Source organism: Mycobacterium sp. E3298, assembly GCF_001666895.1.
GTDB lineage: Bacteria > Actinomycetota > Actinomycetes > Mycobacteriales > Mycobacteriaceae > Mycobacterium.
In genome coordinates this window covers 1-18,442 of sequence record NZ_LZJB01000585.1, presented here as the reverse complement: position 1 = coordinate 18,442, position 18,442 = coordinate 1, and the positions used below count along the sequence as shown (strand labels likewise).

Here is an 18,442-nt window from a genome sequence, read left to right as displayed (position 1 = left end):
CGTCCATTTTTTCGCCGACGTGGCGTCACTCTGTGTCAACCGCGGCGTCGGGCGAACCTCGGGGCGTGCTCGGGCAGCGGGCCGATTGCGACGAGGTAGCCGAGCAGTCTCCGCAGGGCTGTGGAGCGGCCCACCAGCCGCACGCCCGGTGGCGCGCGGTCCTCGTTCCGGGCCACCGCCGCGGCGATCACGTTGGCGTGGATCCCCCGTTGCGCGGCCTGCAGCAGCGCGGTGGGCAGCCAGCGGCGCGCCTGCACCCGGGCCAGCCGCCAGACGGGCACCCGACCCGTGCGCAGCGGGCCGGCCAGGATGCGGGCGGCGGCCACCGCGTCGGCCACCGCGAGGTTGATGCCGATCCCGCCGACCGGCGACATCGCGTGCGCGGCGTCGCCGATGAGCAGGACGCCGTCGGCATACCAGCGGCGAAGCCGATTCAGTTGCACATCAAGCAGTTTCACGTCGTCGAATGACGTCAGCGTCCGCACGCGGTCACCCAGCCAGGGCACCATGGCGACCAGCACCCGGTGCAGCGCCTCGATGCCCTCGGCCCGCAGCTGGGTGTCGGTTCCCTTCGGGATGATGTAGGCGATCTGGTAGTAGTCGCCGCGATCGATCACGATGACCGCGTGCCCGGCTCGCAGCACCCCGCCCAGCCCCCGCGGATCCCCGGGATGGCGGGGCAACCGGAACCACCACACGTCCATGGGCGCGCCGAAGCTGCGCGGTTCGAGGCCGACCGCCGAACGCACCGTGGAGGAGCGGCCGTCGCAGGCGACGGTCAGCTCGGCGCGCATGCTCCCAACCTCGCCGGTCTGGTTGCGGTAAGTGACGCCGACGACCCGGTCTCCGTCCCGGATCACGCCGGTCACCTCGGTGCTGCGCAGCAGCCGGAAGCTCGGCTCGGCCTCGGCCGCGGTGGCCACCAACTCCAGGAAGTCCCATTGCGGCACCAGGGCGATGTGCTTGTGGGCGCCGGGCAGGCGGGTCAGGTCGAGCGCCACCGGTTCGTTCTGTATCTCCATGCGGACGGTGTCGATGAGGCGATGCGGGATCTGCGCGAACCGCGCGCCCAAGCCCAGCTCGTCGAGCAGGCGCAGCGTGCTCGCGTGCACGGTGTCGCCGCGAAAGTCGCGCAGGAAGTCGGCGTGCTTTTCCATCACCGTGACGTCAACGCCGGCGCGGGCCAGCAGCAGTCCCAGCACCATCCCCGCCGGGCCGCCACCGACGATCAGGCAGGCCGTCGCCCCGGGCGCGGGTGGCGGGGCGGACATGCGCCGATCTTGGCACATTGGAATTCCACTGCACGGCCGAATAGGGTGAGCCGCGTGACCGCGTTCCTGAATTGGTGGGACGGCAACGAGCTGTGGCTTTCCGGGCTCGCTTTCGTGCTGCAAGCCATGGTGGTGATGCCGGTCGTGCTCGTCGTGGCCGCGGTCACGGCGGGGCTGCTCGACGGCCTGCTTGGCAAGAGCATCGCCCTGATGCGCCGGGCCCGCCACGCCGGTGAGGCGCCCGGGTAACCCGCATGCCTCGGTCGCACGTGACGTTGATTCTGGTCGCGCTCGTGGTGCTGGTCATCGTCGCGTGGTGGCTGACGCACTGAGCGCGGGTTGCCGGCTCGGCCCCTCGAGCGGTGGCGGGCATGCCGATTCCTGTTAGGCTTCCCGCCATGCATGTGACATCCGGTGTGGAACGCCATGTCTTCGTGCACTGTTGTCGCTGACTGCCAAACCCGTGTGCGGTCTGGTATGGGGTTCGTGAGGTCTCCCTCCGTTTAAAGGCGCCTTTCCGCAGCAACGGGACAATCGTCCGTAAGTCCCCGTCCTGGAAGGCCCGAATGCCCAACCACATCGCAAGGCGTTGGCGACCGGCGACCATCTTCGCCCTCGTCGTGGCGGTCATCGCGGGGTGTAGTGGTGGGCCCAGTGACGTCGTGGGGGGGAGCGGCCCGAACAACGCGCGCACGAGCATCACTCTGGTCGCCTACTCGGTCCCAGAACCCGGCTGGAGCAAGGTGATTCCGGCGTTCAACGCCGCCGAGGAGGGCAAGAGCGTCCAGGTGATCACCTCCTACGGTGCCTCGGGCGACCAATCGCGCGGAGTCGTCGACGGCAAGCCCGCGGACGTCGTGAATTTCTCCGTCGAACCCGACATCACCCGATTGGTGAAGGCGGGAAAGGTCTCCAAAGACTGGAATACCGACGCCACCAAGGGAATTCCGTTCGGTTCGGTCGTCACCCTGGTGGTGCGCAAGGGCAACCCGAAGAACATCAGGGACTGGGACGACCTGCTGCGGCCGGGGGTGGAGGTCATCACGCCCAGCCCACTTAGTTCGGGATCGGCCAAATGGAACCTGCTGGCGCCGTACGCGGTCAAGAGCGAAGGGGGCAGCAACGCCCAGGCCGGCGTCGAGTTCATCAGCAAGTTGGTGCATGAACACGTCAAGCTGCGTCCCGGTTCGGGGAGGGAGGCCACCGATGTTTTCGTCCAGGGCAGTGGGGACGTGCTGATCAGTTACGAGAACGAGGCGATCGCCACCGAGCGCGCAGGCAAGCCGGTCGAGCACATCAACCCGCCGCAGACGTTCAAGATCGAGAACCCGGTGGCGGTGGTCACCACCAGTCCCCACCTGGACGCCGCGGTCGCCTTCAAGAACTTCCAGTACACGGCCGCCGCGCAGAAGGTGTGGGCACAGGCCGGTTTTCGGCCCGTCGACCCGGCCGTCGCCGCCGAATTCCGCGCCCAGTTTCCGGCGCCGGCGAAACTGTGGACGATCGCCGACCTCGGCGGCTGGACCGCGGTCGACCCGCAGCTTTTCGACAAGAGCACCGGCAGCATCACCAAGATCTACACGCAGGCCACCGGATGACGGCCGCGATCACGCCCGACCCCCAGGCGATCAGGCCCGAGCTCGGCGATCCCGCCGGTTACCCCGGGCGCGGGCCGGTCAAGGCCCGGCGGGCCCGCGGCACCACGTCGCTGCGCGTCGGCGTCGCGACGCTGTGGCTGTCGGTGATCGTGCTGCTGCCGCTGGCCGCGATCGCCTGGCAGGCCGCCGGCGGCGGCTGGCACGCCTTCTGGCTGGCCGTCAGCTCCAACGCGGCGCTGGAGTCGTTCCGGGTGACCCTGACCATTTCCGCCGGGGTCACCGTGGCCAACCTGGTGTTCGGCCTGGTGATCGCCTGGGTGCTGGTGCGCGACGACTTCGTCGGCAAGCGGCTCGTCGACGCGATCATCGACCTGCCGTTCGCGCTGCCCACCATCGTCGCCAGCCTGGTGATGCTGGCCCTCTACGGCAACAACAGTCCGGTGGGGTTGCACCTGCAGCACACCGCGTGGGGCGTGGCGGTGGCGCTGGCCTTCGTCACGCTGCCGTTCGTGGTGCGCGCGGTGCAGCCGGTGCTGCTGGAAATCGACCGGGAGACCGAGGAGGCGGCGGCGTCGCTGGGCGCCAGTGGCCCAAAGATTTTCACTTCCGTGCTGTTGCCGTCGCTGACGCCGTCGTTGCTGTCCGGTGCGGGGCTGGCGTTTTCGCGTGCGATCGGCGAATTCGGTTCGGTGGTGCTGATCGGTGGAGCGGTGCCGGGCAAGACGGAAGTGTCGTCGCAATGGATACGGACCCTGATCGAGAACGACGACCGGACCGGCGCCGCCGCTATCTCCATCGTGCTGCTGTCCATCTCGTTTGTCGTGCTGTTCATCCTGCGGATCGTGGGCGGCCGCGCGGCCAAGCGTGAGGAGCTGGCACCGTGACGTCGTCGCGCGGGGTTCGCTACCTGATCCGATTCGTGGCGCTGGCATACGTTTTCGTGTTGCTCGTTGTTCCGGTGGCCCTGATCCTGTGGCGGACTTTCCGGCCGGGCTTCGGCCAGTTCTTCGACTGGGTCAGCACGCCCGCGGCGGTCTCGGCGCTGAACCTGACGTTGCTGGTCGTTGCGATCGTAGTGCCACTCAACGTGGTGTTCGGCATCCCGACCGCTTTAGTGTTGGCGCGCAACCGTTTTCGCGGTAAGGGCGTGTTGCAGGCCGTCATCGATCTGCCGTTCGCGGTGTCGCCCGTCATCGTGGGCGTCGCACTGATCCTGTTGTGGGGATCGGCAGGCGCGTTCGGATTCGTCGAGAGGGACCTCGGGTTCAAGATCATCTTCGGGCTGCCCGGCATCGTGCTCGCGAGCATCTTCGTCACCCTGCCGTTCGTCGTGCGCGAGGTGGAGCCGGTGCTGCACGAATTGGGCACCGACCAGGAAGAGGCCGCCGCGACCCTGGGATCGGGTTGGTGGCAGACCTTCTGGCGGATCACTCTGCCATCCATCCGGTGGGGTTTGACCTACGGCATCGTGTTGACCGTCGCCCGCACCCTCGGCGAATACGGCGCCGTCATCATCGTGTCGTCGAACTTGCCGGGTAAGTCCCAGACGCTGACGTTGCTGGTCTCGGATCGATACAACCGCGGGGCCGAGTACGGCGCGTACGCGCTGTCGACGTTGTTGATGGGCGTTGCGGTGTTGGTGCTGATCTTCCAGGTAATTCTCGACCTTCGCCGGGCACGGGCGGACAGATAGGCTCGATATGGAGACTTGTAGATGACCGACAAGCACAACCGCGACCACGCCATCATCGTGCGGAACGCCCACAAGCGCTATGGCGACTTCGTGGCGCTCGACAACGTCGACTTCGTCGTACCGTCCGGCTCGTTGACGGCACTGTTGGGTCCCAGCGGGTCGGGCAAGTCGACCCTGTTGCGCGCCATCGCCGGGCTCGACCAGCCCGACAGCGGAACGATCACTATCAACGGCCATGACGTCACGCGGATCCCGCCGCAGAGACGGGGCATCGGGTTTGTGTTCCAGCACTACGCGGCGTTCAAGCACCTGACCGTTCGCGACAACGTGGCGTACGGGCTGAAGATCCGCAAGCGTCCCAAGGCGGAGGTCAAGGCCAAGGTCGACAATCTGCTGGAAGTCGTGGGGCTGAGCGGCTTTCAGAACCGCTATCCCAATCAGCTGTCCGGCGGTCAGCGACAGCGGATGGCGCTGGCGCGGGCGCTGGCGGTCGACCCCCAGGTGCTGCTGCTCGATGAGCCGTTCGGGGCGCTGGACGCCAAGGTGCGGGAGGACCTGCGCGCGTGGCTGCGCCGCCTGCATGACGAGGTGCATGTCACCACGGTCCTGGTCACCCACGACCAGGCGGAGGCGCTCGACGTCGCCGACCGAATCGCCGTGCTGAACCACGGACGCATCGAGCAGGTGGGATCGCCGACCGAGGTCTACGACGCCCCGGCGACGGCCTTCGTCATGTCGTTTCTCGGGGCGGTGTCCACCTTGAACGGCAATCTGGTTCGCCCGCATGACATCCGGGTGGGCCGCAACCCCGAGATGGCCATCGCGGGCGGCGACGGCACCGCGGAGTCGATCGGGGTGGTGCGCGCCACGGTCGATCGCGTGGTCGTGCTGGGCTTCGAGGTGCGAGTCGAATTGACCAGCGCCGCCACCGGGGGACACTTCACCGCTCAGATCACCCGAGGCGACGCCGAGGCCCTGGCCCTACGCGAGGGCGACACCGTCTACGTCCGCGCCACCCGAATGCCGTCCCTTCCCGCCGAGGACGCCGCCGACGGCGGCAGCCGTTCCGGCGGGGCCGGTGAGAATCAGACCACGCTGACGTCGGCGTGACCCAAGGCCGCGCTCAGGAGGCGTGCAGCCCGCACTCGGTCTTGGCCAGCCCCTGCCAACGCCCACTGCGCGGGTCGGCCCCGGCGAGCGGCTTGGCGGTGCAGGGCTCGCAGCCGATCGACGGATACCCGTCGTAGACAAGCGGATTCACCAGCACGCCGTGCTCGTCGATGTAGTTCTGCATGTCCTCGTCGGTCCACGTCGCAAGCGGGTTGATCTTCACCAGCTTGAAGCCCTCGTCGAAGCCGATCACCGGGGCGTTGGCGCGCGTCTTCGCTTCGCTTCGGCGCAGCCCGGTCACCCAGGCGGAATATCCGCTCAGGACGCGGCGCAGGGGCACGACTTTGCGCAGCCGGCAGCACTCGCCCGGGTCGCGCTCGAACAGGTTCTTCCCCAGCAACTGGTCCTGCTCGGCCACCGTCTGCTCGGGGGTGATGTTGAGAACGTGGATGTCGTAGACCGATTCGACCGCGTCCCGGGTTCCGATGGTCTCGGCGAAGTGGTAGCCGGTGTCCAGGAAGACCACCGGCACACCCGGGCGAACCTTGGCGGCAAGATCGATCAACACCGCCTCCTGCATGCTGGAGGTGAGCACGTAGTTGCAGGTGGCCCAGCCGCGCGGCCCGTTGACCCCGCCGAAGGTCTCGTCGGCCCATTGCAACACCTCGATCGCGCTGGCGCCCTCGAGTTCCGCGGCGCCCCGCGCCGCCAGGTCGCGCAGTTCCGCTTCGGTTCGTTTCGTTGCTTGTCCACTCATCGTAAATCGTCCTCATCCGCCCGAATCGCCCACTGCGCGAACCGTTCTCCCGCACTGCGGTGTTTGATGAAGTTCCTTACCACCCGGTCGATGTAGTCGCCCAGTTCGTCGCTCGTCACCTTGTGCTGGCGCAGCTTGCGCCCGAATCCGCTGTCCAGCCCGAGGCTGCCGCCCAGGTGCACCTGAAAGCCCTCGACCGAGCCCCCGTGACCGTCGTCCACCATTTGGCCCTTGAAGCCGATATCGGCCACTTGAATTCGGGCGCATGAGTTCGGACAACCGTTGATGTTGACCGTGATCGGCACGTCGAGCGAGGAGTTGATGTCCTCGAGCCGGCGCTCCAGCTCCGGCACCAAGACCTGGGCCTTTCCGCGCGTTTCGGCGAACGACAACTTGCAGTACTCGATCCCTGTGCACGCCATCAGGTTCCGGCGCCAATGGGACGGTCTGGTCTGCAGCCCGACCGCCTCCAGCCCGGCGAGCACCTCGTCGAGTTTGTCGTCGGCGATGTCGAGGATGACCAGCTTCTGGTACGGGGTGAACCGCACCCGGTCCGAGCCCGCCTTGTCCATCAGATCCGCCACCGCAGAGAGGATGGACCCCGAGACCCGCCCCGCGATCGGCGCCGCCCCGACCGCGTTGAGCCCGTTCTTGAGCCGCTGAACCCCGATGTGGTCGATCGGATGTTTGAGCGGTTCGGGGGCCGGCCCGTCGATCAGCGGCCGTTTGAGGTACTCCGTTTCGAGGACCTCGCGGAATTTCTCGATGCCCCAGTCCTTGATCAAGAACTTCAGCCGGGCCTTCGACCGCAGCCGGCGGTAGCCGTAGTCGCGGAATATCGACGTCACGGCCTCCCAGACCTCGGGCACCTCGTTCAGCGGCACCCAGACGCCGACCCGCTGGGCCAGCATCGGGTTGGTGGACAGACCACCGCCGACCCACAGGTCGAGGCCGGGCCCGTGCTCGGGATGGTTGACGCCGATGAAGGCGATGTCGTTGATCTCGTGCGCGACATCCTGCAGACCCGAAATCGCCGTCTTGTACTTGCGCGGCAGGTCGGCGAAGTCCGGCGTGCCGATGTAGCGGCGCACGATTTCGTCGATCGCCCAGGTCGGGTCGAGCACCTCGTCGAGCGACTCGCCGGCCAGCGGCGAACCGAGGATCACGCGGGGGCAGTCACCGCACGCCTCGGCGGTCTGCAGTCCCACCCCGGCGAGCCGCCGCCAGATTTCGGGGACGTTTTCGACCTCGATCCAGTGCATCTGTACGTTCTGCCGGTCGGAGATGTCGGCGGTGTCGCGGCCGAACTCCGTCGAGATCTGGCCGACCGTGCGCAACGCCGCGGCCGACAGGGCACCACCGTCGCAGCGCACGCGCATCATGAAGTACTTGGCTTCCAGCAGATCGGCATTCTCGTCACCGGTGAAGGTGCCGTCATAGCCCTGTTCGCGCTGGGTGTAGAGCCCCCACCAGCGGAAGCGGCCGCGCAGGTCACTCTTGTCGATGCTGTCGAAGCCGGCCTTCGCGTAGATGTTCTCGATGCGTTCGCGCACCTCGAGCGGGGCGCCGGCGTGCTTCATCTCTTCGTTGGGGTTGAGCGGTTCCCGATCTCCCAGCGCCCACTGGCCCTCGTTACGGGGCTTGGCGGGACGGGCTGTGGTCATCTCGGAGGTCTCCTTCGAACATCGCAGGCATGAAAGCGCAGCTCACCGGTGGTATCGGCGGCGCAGATCCGATGCCAGCTGGACGTACAGGTGGGCGGGTCTACGACATCAAGGGAGACAGCAACAGCTGCAAACACGCTTGAGATCAATGTGCCGACGAGCCACGAGCGCAATGCGAAGGCTGGGCTGAGCGACGGTCACGCCACCATTGTGCCACGCCCGTCGGCCGGCGATGTAACCAGGTCAAACATCGGCTCACGATGAGCGGAATTCCCGATTAAGCTGGTCGCGCGGGTAAGAAAACCCAGGAAAAGCGTGTGCGGCCGACATCGGCGCGGGCACGGTGGATCGACGCCGCGGCCGGGTACCGCACACCGTGGGATGATTTGGCATGGCCCTTCGCGAGGAAGCCGTCGAGCTGCCCGACCTCCAGCCCGTCCCCGAGCGGCCGTTCGGGATCTACATTCACGTCCCGTTCTGCATAACCCGTTGCGGCTATTGCGATTTCAACACCTACACGCCGGCCGAGTTGGGCGGTGTCAATCCCGACGCCTGGCTTGCGGCGCTGCGGACGGAGTTGGAGCTGGCGGCAGAGCGTCTGCCCGGGCCGACCGTGACCACGGTGTTCGTCGGGGGAGGGACGCCGTCACTGCTCGGTGGCGCCCGCGTGGCGTCGGTGCTGGAGATGGTGCGCGAGCATTTCACGCTGGCGCCCGATGCCGAGATCACCACCGAGGCCAACCCGGAGTCCGCCTGGCCGGACTTTTTCGACGCCATTCGCGCGGCCGGCTACACGCGGGTTTCGCTCGGCATGCAGTCGGTGTCCCCGCGAGTGCTGGGGGTTCTCGACCGCATTCACACGCCGAACCGATCGGCGGCGGCCGCCCGAGAGGCCTTGGACGCCGGCTTCGAACACGTCAGCCTCGATCTGATCTATGGAACGCCGGGGGAATCCGACGACGATCTGCTGCGCTCGGTCGACACGGCGATCGACACCGGCGTCGATCACGTGTCCGCCTACGCCCTGGTCGTCGAGGAGGGCACGGCGCTGGCCCGACGGGTCCGGCGCGGCGAGCTCGCCGCCCCCGACGACGACATCCTGGCGCACCGCTACGAGCTTGTCGACGCCCGGCTTTCCGAAGCCGGAATGTCTTGGTACGAGGTGTCCAATTGGGCGCGGCCGGGCGGTGAATGCCGACACAACCTCGGCTATTGGGATGGTGGCCAGTGGTGGGGCGCCGGACCGGGGGCCCATGGCTATGTCGGTGCCACGCGGTGGTGGAACGTCAAGCACCCCAACGCCTACGCGGAAAAGCTGGCCGCCGGCGTATTACCGGTGGGGGGATTCGAGCGGCTCGACTCCGACGCCCTGCACACCGAAGACGTACTCCTGAAAACTCGTCTGCGACAGGGCCTTCCGCGCGATGTGCTGAATTCTGCCGAGGGGGCGCGGGCCGAAGGCGCGGTCGCCGACGGGTTGCTGGTGTCCGACGCAGATCGCTTCATCCTCACGCCGCGCGGCCGCCTGCTGGCCGACGCCGTGGTGCGCACCGTGTTGGGGTAGTCCTCAGCTGTTCGGGAACCAATGCGCGACTGCGCGATTGATCTCGATGTACAGCGGGATCCCGATCGTGACGGTGTAGGAGAAGGTCAGACCCAGCGCGGCCGCCAGCGGCAGGGTTGGGCTCGCCTCTGGGATCCCCAGCCGCTGGACCGCGGGCAGCGTGATGTAGGACGCCGCACTGCACAGCACCGCGAACAAGACGTAGGTGCCCGGCTGGAAGTGCGTGTCGGTCAGGTTGGCGTAGGCGTAGGCGGCCAGGATGCCAAGTGCCGCAAACAGGTTGGGCGCCAACAGGCCGAAGGCGATGAACCCGCCACCGGCCAACTTCAGATCCCGTAATTTGCGGGACGCCGTCATGCCCATCTCGAGCAGAAACAGGCAGAGCACGCCCTGAAACGCCGCAACGAACAGCTCGTTTTGGTCGTGCACAACCTTCTGGCCCTGCAGCGCGCTGATGAAGCCGATGGCGATGCCGCCGACGAGGAGGATGAGGCCGGGATTGAGGAACACTTCCTGCAATATCGCCCGTGACATCAGCGGTGCCTTCTCGCGCTGCGGGGTGTTCCCGTACCACGCGTGCTCCTGCTTTTCCAGCGAGAACTCCAGCTCCTCTTCGATTCCGCGCTCGACCCCGTCGTCAACGCCCTCGGCCTGGGCGGCAGCGCCGGGACCTACCCTTGCGGGGGCGGTGTAACCCTGCTCGTCCGGCATGTACCCGGCTTCGTCCATCCCGCGGTGTCGCAGCCGGGCCACCAGGTATAGGGCAACCAGGCAGCCGGGAATCTCCATGAACGCGAGTAGAACCGGCATGTAGGCGTCGAAGGCGATCTTGACGCTGGTCAACACGGCCACGCAGGTGGCGAAGGCGCCCGCCGAGTCCGACCCGTAGTAACCGGCGACCGTCGCCCTGTCGACGCGTCGCAGCCGCGTCAGGTACCTCAGCAAGACATAGGTGAGCACTCCGATCACGAAGTTCAGCACCAAGCCCAGCGCGACGAATCCGGCGATGTTGTCGATATCGGCGGGTTTCACTTTCGCCAGCTCTTCGCCACCCTGCCAGCCGACGGCCACCAGCAGATACATCGTCAAACCCTGGTAGATCACGTACGGGAATTCGAACCGCACCCTCAGGATCGGAATGAGGAAACCGAAGTAGAAGAACAGCAGCAGCGGCTTGAACAGATTGTGGATGAAGTTCTGCCACATCTCTTGAAGCATGGGCGCCTCCTGGCGACGCAGTACAGCCCGGCGGGTGGCAGCAGGCGACTCGCGGCGCCCCTGAACTTAGTGGAACCTCGCGGGCTTGAGCGAGCCGACCATCGCGTCTTTACGAACAATTAACAAGTGGCCGATTGGGACCTTGGCGCGGCCCGTCAAACGAACTGTCGCCCACCATGATTCACCGGCCCGCGCGACCGCGTGGTTGGCGAAACTAGAACCAGTGGGCGATCAGCCGATTGACCTCGATGTACAGCGGGATGCCGATGGTGACGTTGTAGGAGAACGTCAAGCCGAGCGACGCGGCAAGCGGCAGGGTGGGACTGGCCTCCGGGATGGCGAGCCGCTGGACCGCCGGGACGGCGATGTAGGACGCGGCGCCACAGAGCACCGCGAAAAGCACATAGGTGCCGGGCTTGAAGTCGGCGTGGGTGAGCGACGAGTAGATGTGCGCGACCAGGATGCCAAGCGGGGCAAAGATATTCGGGGCCAACAGGCCGAAGACGATGAACCCGGGGCCGGCGCTGCGCAGGTCCTTCAGCTTCCGGGAAGCCGTCATGCCCATCTCGAGCAGGAACAGACACAGCACGCCCTGGAACGCCATGACGAAGAACTTGTCGTCGTCGGCGACCACCTTCTGTCCCTGTAGCCCACTGACCAGGCCGATGATGATGCCCCCCATCAGCAGGACAAGTCCGGGGTTGAGGAACACCTCTTGGAACAGCTCCCGCGAGAAGATCGGCGCCCGCTTGCGCGCCGGGCCGGCAGTGCTCTGGTCGGGCTCCCAGTCCGGGTGGTCGAGCTTTTCCAGGGAGAATTCCAGCTCCTCTTCGATGCCGCGCTCGTGCTCGGCCGCCAGGCTCTGGCCGTGCGGTGGCTTGGCCGCGGTGCCCGGCCCGACCGAAACCCGCACCGGCGCTGTGTAGCCCGGTTCGTCGACCATGTTCCCCGCCGCGTCCATCCCGCGGTGACGCAGCCGCGCCACCAAATACAGGGCCACCAGACAGCCGGGAATCTCCATGACGGCCAACATGACCGGCATGTACGCGTTGAAGGCCATGCCGACGGCCGTCAGCACGGCCACGCAGGTGGCGAACGTTCCCGCTGAGTCTGACCCGTAATAGCCGGCAACGGTCGCTCGGTCGACTCGCCGGAGGGTGGTCAGCCAGTTCAGCAGCAGGTAGGCGATGCCGCCGATTACGAAGTTCAGCACGAATCCCAAAACCATGAAGCCGACGATCATCCCGATGCTGCCGGCGCTGATCTTCGCGAGCTCTTCACCCCCGTGCCAACCAATGGCCAGCAGCAGGTACATGGTCAAGCCCTGATAGATGACGTAGGGGAATTCGAAGCGCACCTTCAGGATCGGAATGAGAAAGCCGAAGTAGAAGAACAGCAGGAGCGGCTTGAACAGGTTGTGGGTGAAGTTCTGCCAAAACTCTTGCAGCATTTGATGCCTTCCTCGATGAGTGCGGTGATCAGGGAAAGCACCGTCCGCAAGCGGAGCCACCACGAACATCCCGACGACCGTGGAAAACCTATCCCCGGCGATGTCAAACCGCCACTCGAATGCAAAGCATGAAGTACAGGCGTGTCGAATCGTTGCGGACGCGCCGATGACGGGCAAAAGCGCTGTTCAGACGGTTTCTGCCGACTGCCTTCCGGCCGCGGGCCACCGACACCGCAGGCGTGGGTTTGGTGGGAATATGCTGTGCATTTGCTGTGTGGCTAGCACAGGAATCAGCGGGCCGACGAAATTACCGAGGGCCTGACCCCGACGCCCTTCTTGCGGTGTGTCACCGACAGCCATGCCATCGGCGAGTAATAGGTGGTGATTTCCTCGAAGCCGTCGACCCTCGAGACTGTGAGCACGCCGGTCTCTTGATTGATTTCAAGCCCGTCACTCTCGCTGCCCTGGATCTCTTCGCCGTTCGCCAGCCGGATCACGAACATGACGTCGCTTTCGAATCGGCACGAACGTGCTCGCCGGAATTCACCGCCACTCCTTCACTCACGCCGCTGGGGCCTGCCGCCTCCCATTAAATCTCCCAGCCGGCGGGTTCGCACGATCTCGCCCGGAGTTCAGGCGAGGTCACGTCGCATGGGCCGTGCAGGGCTCCGGCCGGGCGGGTCGTCGCGTCCCGTGTACCTGCGCTAACTGGCAGAGTCGGCGGGCCGGCGTGGGATCGAGGTGCGGCACGAGCGGGGACGGGCCGCCGCCCCGGCTTGACGAAGTTCTCGGCAGGACGGAGCGACTATGCCGGGCCGCGGCTGGGACAGGTTGCGCGTCCTTAGATAGGTTAGGCTACATTTACTAACCGTGACCGAGGTCAGCGTTCAGACGAGTTCCGCCGGCTCCACGTCATCGCCGATTCCACTTCCCGCACACGTGCACCCGGCCGACCTGGCCGCCGAGCTCGCCACGCGGTTGCCCGAACAAGCCGGCGAGGAGTACCTGGTCTACGAGCGCGGCGGTCAATGGGTACTCGCCAGCGGCGTGCGCGCGATGGTCGAGCTGGACAGCGACGAGATGCGGGTCGTCCGGGACGGCGTGACTCAGCGCCAACGGTGGTCGGGGCGGCCCGGGCCGGTCCTGGGTGAAGCCATTGACAGGCTGTTGCTGGAGACCGACCAGCTCTTCGGTTGGATCGCCTTCGAGTTCGGCGTCTACCGGTACGGGCTGGAGCAACGGTTGTCGCCGGGAACCCCGCTGGCCCGCGTGTTCTGGCCGCGCACTCGCATCGTGGTGACCCGGGAGCACGTCCAGCTCTGGGGCGCGACGGCGGCGCATCGCGACATGGTTCTCGGCCTGTTGGGCGACGGCATGCCCGAGGTGCGCCAGGCGCGCCCCGTCGACGTCATCGCCGACCCGTCCAACTATCGCGACCGGGTGGCATCGGCCGTCCGCGAGATCGCGGGGGGCCGCTACCACAAGGTGATCCTGTCCCGTTCGCTGGAAGTGCCTTTCCCCCTGGACTTCCCGTCGACTTATCGGCTCGGTCGCCGCCACAACACCCCGGTGCGGTCATTCCTGTTGCGCCTGGGGGGAATTCGCGCTGTCGGTTACAGCCCCGAGCTGGTCGCGGCGGTCCATGATGACGGCATCGTGTTGACCGAGCCCCTGGCGGGCACCCGCGCGCTGGGTCGCGGTGTGGCACTCGACCGGCAGGCCCGCGACGACCTGGAGTCGAATTCCAAAGAAATTGTCGAACATGCGATCTCGGTGCGCAGCTCGCTGCAGGAGATCACCGAGATAGCCGAACCCGGTAGCGCGGTGGTCACCGACTTCATGACGGTGCGCGAACGCGGCAGCGTGCAGCACCTGGGCTCCACGGTCAGCGGGCGACTGGGCCCGTCGAACGACCGGATGGACGCGCTGGAAGCGCTCTTCCCGGCCGTCACCGCGTCGGGCATCCCGAAAGCGGGCGGCGTCGAAGCGATCCTGCGCCTCGACGAGGGTCCGCGCGGCCTGTATTCCGGAGCGGTCGTGATGTTTTCGGCCGACGGCGGCCTGGACGCGGCGTTGACGCTGCGGGCGGCATACGAGCGCGATGGCAGGACGTGGTTGCGCGCGGGGGCGGGCATCATCGAAGAGTCCACTCCCGAGCGTGAATTCGAAGAGACCTGCGAAAAGCTGTCCACACTCGCGCCCTATCTGGTTGCGCGGCAGTAGCCCGTCCGGTCGGTCGAGGGCGCTGTGAGCGGCGTCCCTCGGCGTAGGGACCTTTGGCCCTAGTTGGTCGAGTTTCCCGCGTGTCATCTTTATGTAACCGAATGACACAGATACATTGCGCGTTACTGGACGGCACACATAACTGGAGGGCTTCGTGTCCGAGGACCTGACTAATCTGCAGCTACTACACGAGCTCGAGCCTGTGGTCGAGGGCCTGCTCAACCGCCATCTTTCGATGTTCAAGGAGTGGAATCCCCACGACTACGTCCCGTGGTCGGACGGCAAGAACTTCTACGCGCTGGACGGTCAGGACTGGGAACCCGGGCAGAGCCGGCTCCCCGACGTCGCGCAGGTGGCGATGGTGCAAAACCTGCTGACCGAGGACAATTTACCGTCCTATCACCGCGAGATCGCGATGAACTTCAGCATGGACGGCCCGTGGGGTCAGTGGGTCAACAGGTGGACGGCCGAGGAGGCCCGGCACAGCACCGCGCTGCGCGACTACCTTGTGGTCACCCGCGCCGTCGACCCGGTGGCGCTCGAGCAGCTGCGGCTCGAGCAAATGACTCGGGGCTTCAGCCCGGGACAGAATCAGCAGGGCGACATGTTTGCCGAGAGTCTGTTCGACTCGGTCATGTACGTCTCGTTTCAGGAACTGGCTACCAGGGTCTCCCACCGCAACACCGGCAAGGCCTCGCAAGAACCGATCGCCGAGCAGCTGATGGCCCGAGTCTCGCACGACGAAAACCTGCACATGATCTTCTACCGGGACGTCAGCGCGGCGGGTCTGGACATCGCCCCGAACCAGGCGATGAAGTCGGTCCACAAGATCCTGCGCAACTTCAAGATGCCGGGATTCACGGTGCCGGAGTTCCGGCGTAAGGCGGTGATCATCGCCGTTGGCGGCGTCTACGACCCGCGCATCCACCTCGACGAGGTGGTGATGCCCGTGCTGAGGAAGTGGCGCATCTTCGAACGCGAAGACTTCACCGGCGACGCCGCGCGGATGCGCGACGATCTCGCCGTGTTGGTCAAGGAGCTCGAGCAGGCCTCCGACAAGTTCGAGGAGTCCAAGCAGCGTTATGTCGAGCGTGAGGCCCGCAAGACCGAACGAATCACGGCCAGCAAGGTGCTCCAAACGGAAGGCACGCTGACCTTGAGCGGCCACTGACGAGGTCCGGGTGCGCGGGGTTCCTGTCCCAGCAGCCTGACGGCAGCGTTCGCTGCGCTCGAAATGTGTCAGTTCCGCCGGGGGCGGGCGATCTAAGCCGCTGCGCCCTCCGAGCGCGTCTTGGCTGAGGACTGAACTCCGGCGCTTCGCCTGATTGGGGAGTTTGAACCCCGGCTGGGCGGGGAATTCCTGCATGCCCCTCATATTGTGAAGATCAGGAAGTCCCATGCTTAGCGCACGTATCGACCGCTTCAAGGAAGATTGGTTTCTGTTTCTCGGCAAGCTAGCGGCTGTGTCCACCCCGCAGTTGGGCATCATCTACGGCTTTGCCAATCGTCGAGAGGCGCGGGATCCGGTGAGCCAGGGCGGGCCGACGGCGCGTCCTCTCGCTCACCGGCCCCGACTGATCGCGTAGCGTTTCCGATTCGACCCGCAAACCGACGGTCAGGGGGCTTACCCCCGGGACCGGCCCCGCTCAGGCCCAGTCGGCGGTCGCGTTGGACTCGAGGTAATCGGCGAGTATGCGGCTCACCAATGACTCGATATTCGACTCGATCGACGACGCGAGCGTGGCGGCGACCGTTGCCACGGCCTGAGTCCGGAAGCGCACCAGCATGGTGATCAGCTCGGCGATCTCGGCATCCGCCGGCAAGGGTTCCCCCGGCTTGATGCGGTCCAGGACATGCTCGGCGCCGGCGCGCACCAGCATGTCGCTGATCTTGTCTATTTCGGGCACGATCTGCTCGTGTAAGTCGACGAGCTTCTCCAATTTGACGCCGTAGCCCCGTATTTCGTTGAACGCCTCGATCAGTTTGGGGCGGGTGACGGTGGCTCTCGCCCCGTCGACCCGGATGACCTGCAGCGCCACCAGGCGGTCGAACGCTTCGGGGTCGTCAACGAGTCGCTGCGCATCGGCCAGCGGCATGGTCTCAGGCTTCTCCGTCGTCCAGGTGCCCACGATCGCCGTCTCGAGGCCCAGCACGTCGCCCAGGTTCTTGCCTTCTTCCCAGGCGCTGAGCATTTCGCGCACGTGGGCGATGTTGTATCCGCGGTCGAGCATCGAGGTGATCAGCCGCAGGCGGGTGAGGTGCGTGTCGTTGAACAGGGCGATGCGCCCGACGCGCAACGGCGGAGGAAGCAGCCCGCGGTCACGGTAGACCCGGATGTTGCGGGTGGTCGTGCCGGCCAGCCGCGCCAGGTCGTCGATCCGGTACTCACCGGATGCGGGGGCACCTTGCGGGTGGCGGACCGCTGCGTCGAACAGTTGTGAGACCGCGGTCTCGATCAACTGCCGGTACTCCCGCGACTGGCGCCGCACGCGCCTCGGCGCGCGCCGCACGTTGTGCAGCACGCTGGCGATGGTGCCGGGTTCGGGTCTCGAAGAACGGTCGGGTGCCATGCGTCAGCCCGACGCGGCGGCAAGCGGCGTGGAGTCGCGCGCCACCGCTTGGTAGTCCCCGTAGCGGAAATCTTTCATCTGGCGAAGATACTGCGTCGCGAAACCCGGGTACATCGACCCGTTGTATCCGTCCTTGGTCAGGTACCAGCTGCGGCAACCGGACATCCACGTCGTCTTCGTGAGGCGGCGCTGCAGGCTGTCGTTGTGGCGGCGCTGAACCTCTTCGCGCACATCGAGATAACGCAGGTCGTTGTCGAGAATGGCGGTGATGCCGCGAACCGCGTACTCGAGCTGACCCTCGATGTAGACCAGCAGCGAGTTGTGGCCAGGCCCGGAGTTGGGCCCGGTCATGACGAACAGATTCGGATATCCGTGCACGCTGATGCTCTTGTAAGCCTGTGCGCCATCGGCCCATTCGTCACCCAGCGAGCGGCCGCGCAGGCCGGTGACCGGGAAGGGCGGTCCGGTCAGATGGACGTCGTAGCCGGTGGCGAACACGATGCAGTCCAGGTGATGTTCGATGCCGTCGCTGGTGCGGATGCCGACCGGGCTCAGGGTGGCGATCGGCCAGTCGATGAGCTTGCAGTTCTCGCGCTGAAGGGCGGGGTAGTAGTCGCTGGAGACCAGCATGCGCTTGCAGCCCGGGCGGAAGTCCGGCGTCAGCTGGCGGCGCAGCCACGGGTCCCTCACCTGAGCGCGCAGATGCGCCCGCCCCAGCCGGGCGGCCAACGAGGTCAGCGGCGTGTCCCACACCAGGGCCGTGGCGCTGGCCTCGTGGCCCCAGAACAACGCCTGCCGCGCAAGTTGCTGGGCGGCGGGCACTTTGGCGAAGAGGGTCTGCAGGGCGGGCGGGGTGGCGACGTCCAGGCGCGGCAACACCCAGCATGGCGTGCGTTGGAACACCTTGACCAACCCGGCCCGCTTCGCCAGCTCGGGGATGATCTGAATGGCGCTGGCGCCGGTACCGATGACGGCGACCCGTTTGCCCGAGAAGTCGTAGTCGTGGTCCCAGCGGGCGCTGTGAATCTTGTGTCCGCGGTAACTGTCCAGGCCGCGAATGTCGGGGAACCTGACGTCCGACAGCGGTCCGGAGGCCAGCACGACCGTGCGCGCGCGGAATCGCTTGCGGCCTTTGGTGGTTGCCGTCCACACCCCGCTGTTCTCGTCGAAGGCCAGACCGCTGACCTCCTGGCCGAATCGAATGTGGCGACGGATGTCGAATCTGGTCGCCATGTCCTCGAGATGGCGGCAGATCTCCGGGGCGGGGGAGTACGTCCGCGACCAGCTCGGGTTCTTGACGAACGAATACGAATACAGCAGCGAG

General features: G+C 66.2%; 18 protein-coding genes. 9 read left to right on the top strand and 9 right to left on the bottom strand.

Annotated features, from left to right (window positions below):
* Positions 1-35 precede the first annotated feature (35 nt).
* Entirely contained in the window at positions 36-1,271 is a 1,236-nt protein-coding gene (locus A9X05_RS26730; protein WP_067785169.1) for an FAD-dependent oxidoreductase, read from the bottom strand.
* Between the two features lie 54 nt (positions 1,272-1,325).
* Here A9X05_RS26730 and A9X05_RS26725 point away from each other — a divergent pair, with 54 nt between their 5' ends.
* The 5 genes from A9X05_RS26725 to A9X05_RS26705 all read left to right on the top strand — a co-directional run bounded on the left by A9X05_RS26725 (position 1,326) and on the right by A9X05_RS26705 (position 5,672).
* Positions 1,326-1,520: a hypothetical protein gene (locus A9X05_RS26725; RefSeq protein WP_066952819.1), complete on the top strand. Its 195-nt coding sequence runs from the start codon at positions 1,326-1,328 to the stop codon at positions 1,518-1,520.
* Positions 1,521-1,837: 317 nt separating this feature from the next.
* A complete protein-coding gene (locus A9X05_RS26720; RefSeq protein WP_067747539.1) occupies positions 1,838-2,869 on the top strand; it encodes a sulfate ABC transporter substrate-binding protein in 1,032 nt (343 codons plus the stop codon).
* Positions 2,866-3,753: a sulfate ABC transporter permease subunit CysT gene (cysT, locus tag A9X05_RS26715; RefSeq protein ID WP_067747541.1), complete on the top strand. Its 888-nt coding sequence runs from the start codon at positions 2,866-2,868 to the stop codon at positions 3,751-3,753. Before A9X05_RS26720 ends, cysT begins: the two co-directional genes overlap by 4 nt.
* Complete coding sequence (gene cysW, locus A9X05_RS26710) at positions 3,750-4,562, top strand: sulfate ABC transporter permease subunit CysW (protein WP_067785167.1); 813 nt, start codon at positions 3,750-3,752, stop codon at positions 4,560-4,562. Before cysT ends, cysW begins: the two co-directional genes overlap by 4 nt.
* Before the next feature lie 21 nt (positions 4,563-4,583).
* On the top strand, positions 4,584-5,672 hold the full coding sequence (locus A9X05_RS26705; RefSeq protein WP_067747545.1) for a sulfate/molybdate ABC transporter ATP-binding protein: 1,089 nt from the start codon (positions 4,584-4,586) through the stop codon (positions 5,670-5,672).
* Positions 5,673-5,685: 13 nt separating this feature from the next.
* Here A9X05_RS26705 and A9X05_RS26700 read toward each other — a convergent pair whose 3' ends face one another.
* From A9X05_RS26700 to A9X05_RS32760, 3 genes are all read right to left on the bottom strand, one after another.
* Complete coding sequence (locus A9X05_RS26700; RefSeq protein ID WP_067747547.1) at positions 5,686-6,429, bottom strand: phosphoadenylyl-sulfate reductase; 744 nt, start codon at positions 6,427-6,429, stop codon at positions 5,686-5,688.
* Positions 6,426-8,093 (bottom strand): nitrite/sulfite reductase, encoded by a 1,668-nt coding sequence (locus tag A9X05_RS26695; RefSeq protein WP_067785165.1) that lies wholly within the window; start codon positions 8,091-8,093, stop codon positions 6,426-6,428. Before A9X05_RS26695 ends, A9X05_RS26700 begins: the two co-directional genes overlap by 4 nt.
* A gap of 108 nt (positions 8,094-8,201) precedes the next feature.
* Positions 8,202-8,258, bottom strand: a complete 57-nt coding sequence (locus tag A9X05_RS32760; RefSeq protein WP_368072687.1) for an Ms4527A family Cys-rich leader peptide — start codon at positions 8,256-8,258, stop codon at positions 8,202-8,204.
* 226 nt (positions 8,259-8,484) lie between these two features.
* Here A9X05_RS32760 and hemW point away from each other — a divergent pair, with 226 nt between their 5' ends.
* Entirely contained in the window at positions 8,485-9,657 is a 1,173-nt protein-coding gene (gene hemW / locus A9X05_RS26690) for a radical SAM family heme chaperone HemW (RefSeq protein WP_067785163.1), read from the top strand.
* 3 nt (positions 9,658-9,660) lie between these two features.
* Here the strand turns inward: hemW and A9X05_RS26685 are convergent, their stop codons facing one another.
* The 3 genes from A9X05_RS26685 to A9X05_RS26675 all read right to left on the bottom strand — a co-directional run bounded on the left by A9X05_RS26685 (position 9,661) and on the right by A9X05_RS26675 (position 12,828).
* A complete protein-coding gene (locus A9X05_RS26685) occupies positions 9,661-10,875 on the bottom strand; it encodes a sodium-dependent bicarbonate transport family permease (protein WP_067747555.1) in 1,215 nt (404 codons plus the stop codon).
* Positions 10,876-11,089: 214 nt separating this feature from the next.
* Complete coding sequence (locus A9X05_RS26680) at positions 11,090-12,325, bottom strand: sodium-dependent bicarbonate transport family permease (RefSeq protein ID WP_067747557.1); 1,236 nt, start codon at positions 12,323-12,325, stop codon at positions 11,090-11,092.
* Positions 12,326-12,615: 290 nt separating this feature from the next.
* Complete coding sequence (locus tag A9X05_RS26675) at positions 12,616-12,828, bottom strand: hypothetical protein (RefSeq protein ID WP_067747559.1); 213 nt, start codon at positions 12,826-12,828, stop codon at positions 12,616-12,618.
* Between the two features lie 367 nt (positions 12,829-13,195).
* Between A9X05_RS26675 and A9X05_RS26670 the strand changes: the two genes are divergently transcribed.
* The 3 genes from A9X05_RS26670 (at position 13,196) to A9X05_RS31425 (ending at position 16,134) form a co-directional block, all read left to right on the top strand.
* Positions 13,196-14,548, top strand: a complete 1,353-nt coding sequence (locus A9X05_RS26670; protein ID WP_067747561.1) for a salicylate synthase — start codon at positions 13,196-13,198, stop codon at positions 14,546-14,548.
* A gap of 154 nt (positions 14,549-14,702) precedes the next feature.
* Entirely contained in the window at positions 14,703-15,719 is a 1,017-nt protein-coding gene (locus A9X05_RS26665; protein ID WP_067785161.1) for an acyl-ACP desaturase, read from the top strand.
* Between the two features lie 226 nt (positions 15,720-15,945).
* The gene (locus A9X05_RS31425) at positions 15,946-16,134 is read left to right on the top strand and encodes a hypothetical protein (RefSeq protein WP_156737011.1); all 189 of its coding nucleotides are present in this window, start codon (positions 15,946-15,948) and stop codon (positions 16,132-16,134) included.
* A gap of 60 nt (positions 16,135-16,194) precedes the next feature.
* Here A9X05_RS31425 and A9X05_RS26660 read toward each other — a convergent pair whose 3' ends face one another.
* Both A9X05_RS26660 and A9X05_RS26655 read right to left on the bottom strand, forming a co-directional pair.
* Positions 16,195-17,118, bottom strand: coding sequence for a MerR family transcriptional regulator (locus A9X05_RS26660; RefSeq protein ID WP_067747565.1), 924 nt, complete (start codon positions 17,116-17,118; stop codon positions 16,195-16,197).
* 3 nt (positions 17,119-17,121) lie between these two features.
* The coding region (locus tag A9X05_RS26655; RefSeq protein WP_067785159.1) for an NAD(P)/FAD-dependent oxidoreductase at positions 17,122-18,442 on the bottom strand (1,321 nt) is incomplete at its 5' end.

Coding starts and splice junctions, on each gene's coding strand:
- A9X05_RS26700 (WP_067747547.1), bottom strand. CDS start 6,429: ATGAGTGGACAAGCAACGAAACGAACCGAAGCGGAACTGCGCGACCTG.
- cysT (WP_067747541.1), top strand. CDS start 2,866: ATGACGGCCGCGATCACGCCCGACCCCCAGGCGATCAGGCCCGAGCTC.
- A9X05_RS26660 (WP_067747565.1), bottom strand. CDS start 17,118: ATGGCACCCGACCGTTCTTCGAGACCCGAACCCGGCACCATCGCCAGC.
- A9X05_RS26685 (WP_067747555.1), bottom strand. CDS start 10,875: ATGCTTCAAGAGATGTGGCAGAACTTCATCCACAATCTGTTCAAGCCG.
- hemW (WP_067785163.1), top strand. CDS start 8,485: ATGGCCCTTCGCGAGGAAGCCGTCGAGCTGCCCGACCTCCAGCCCGTC.
- A9X05_RS26680 (WP_067747557.1), bottom strand. CDS start 12,325: ATGCTGCAAGAGTTTTGGCAGAACTTCACCCACAACCTGTTCAAGCCG.
- A9X05_RS26730 (WP_067785169.1), bottom strand. CDS start 1,271: ATGTCCGCCCCGCCACCCGCGCCCGGGGCGACGGCCTGCCTGATCGTC.
- A9X05_RS26675 (WP_067747559.1), bottom strand. CDS start 12,828: ATGTTCGTGATCCGGCTGGCGAACGGCGAAGAGATCCAGGGCAGCGAG.
- A9X05_RS26705 (WP_067747545.1), top strand. CDS start 4,584: ATGACCGACAAGCACAACCGCGACCACGCCATCATCGTGCGGAACGCC.
- A9X05_RS26720 (WP_067747539.1), top strand. CDS start 1,838: ATGCCCAACCACATCGCAAGGCGTTGGCGACCGGCGACCATCTTCGCC.
- A9X05_RS26695 (WP_067785165.1), bottom strand. CDS start 8,093: ATGACCACAGCCCGTCCCGCCAAGCCCCGTAACGAGGGCCAGTGGGCG.
- A9X05_RS31425 (WP_156737011.1), top strand. CDS start 15,946: ATGCTTAGCGCACGTATCGACCGCTTCAAGGAAGATTGGTTTCTGTTT.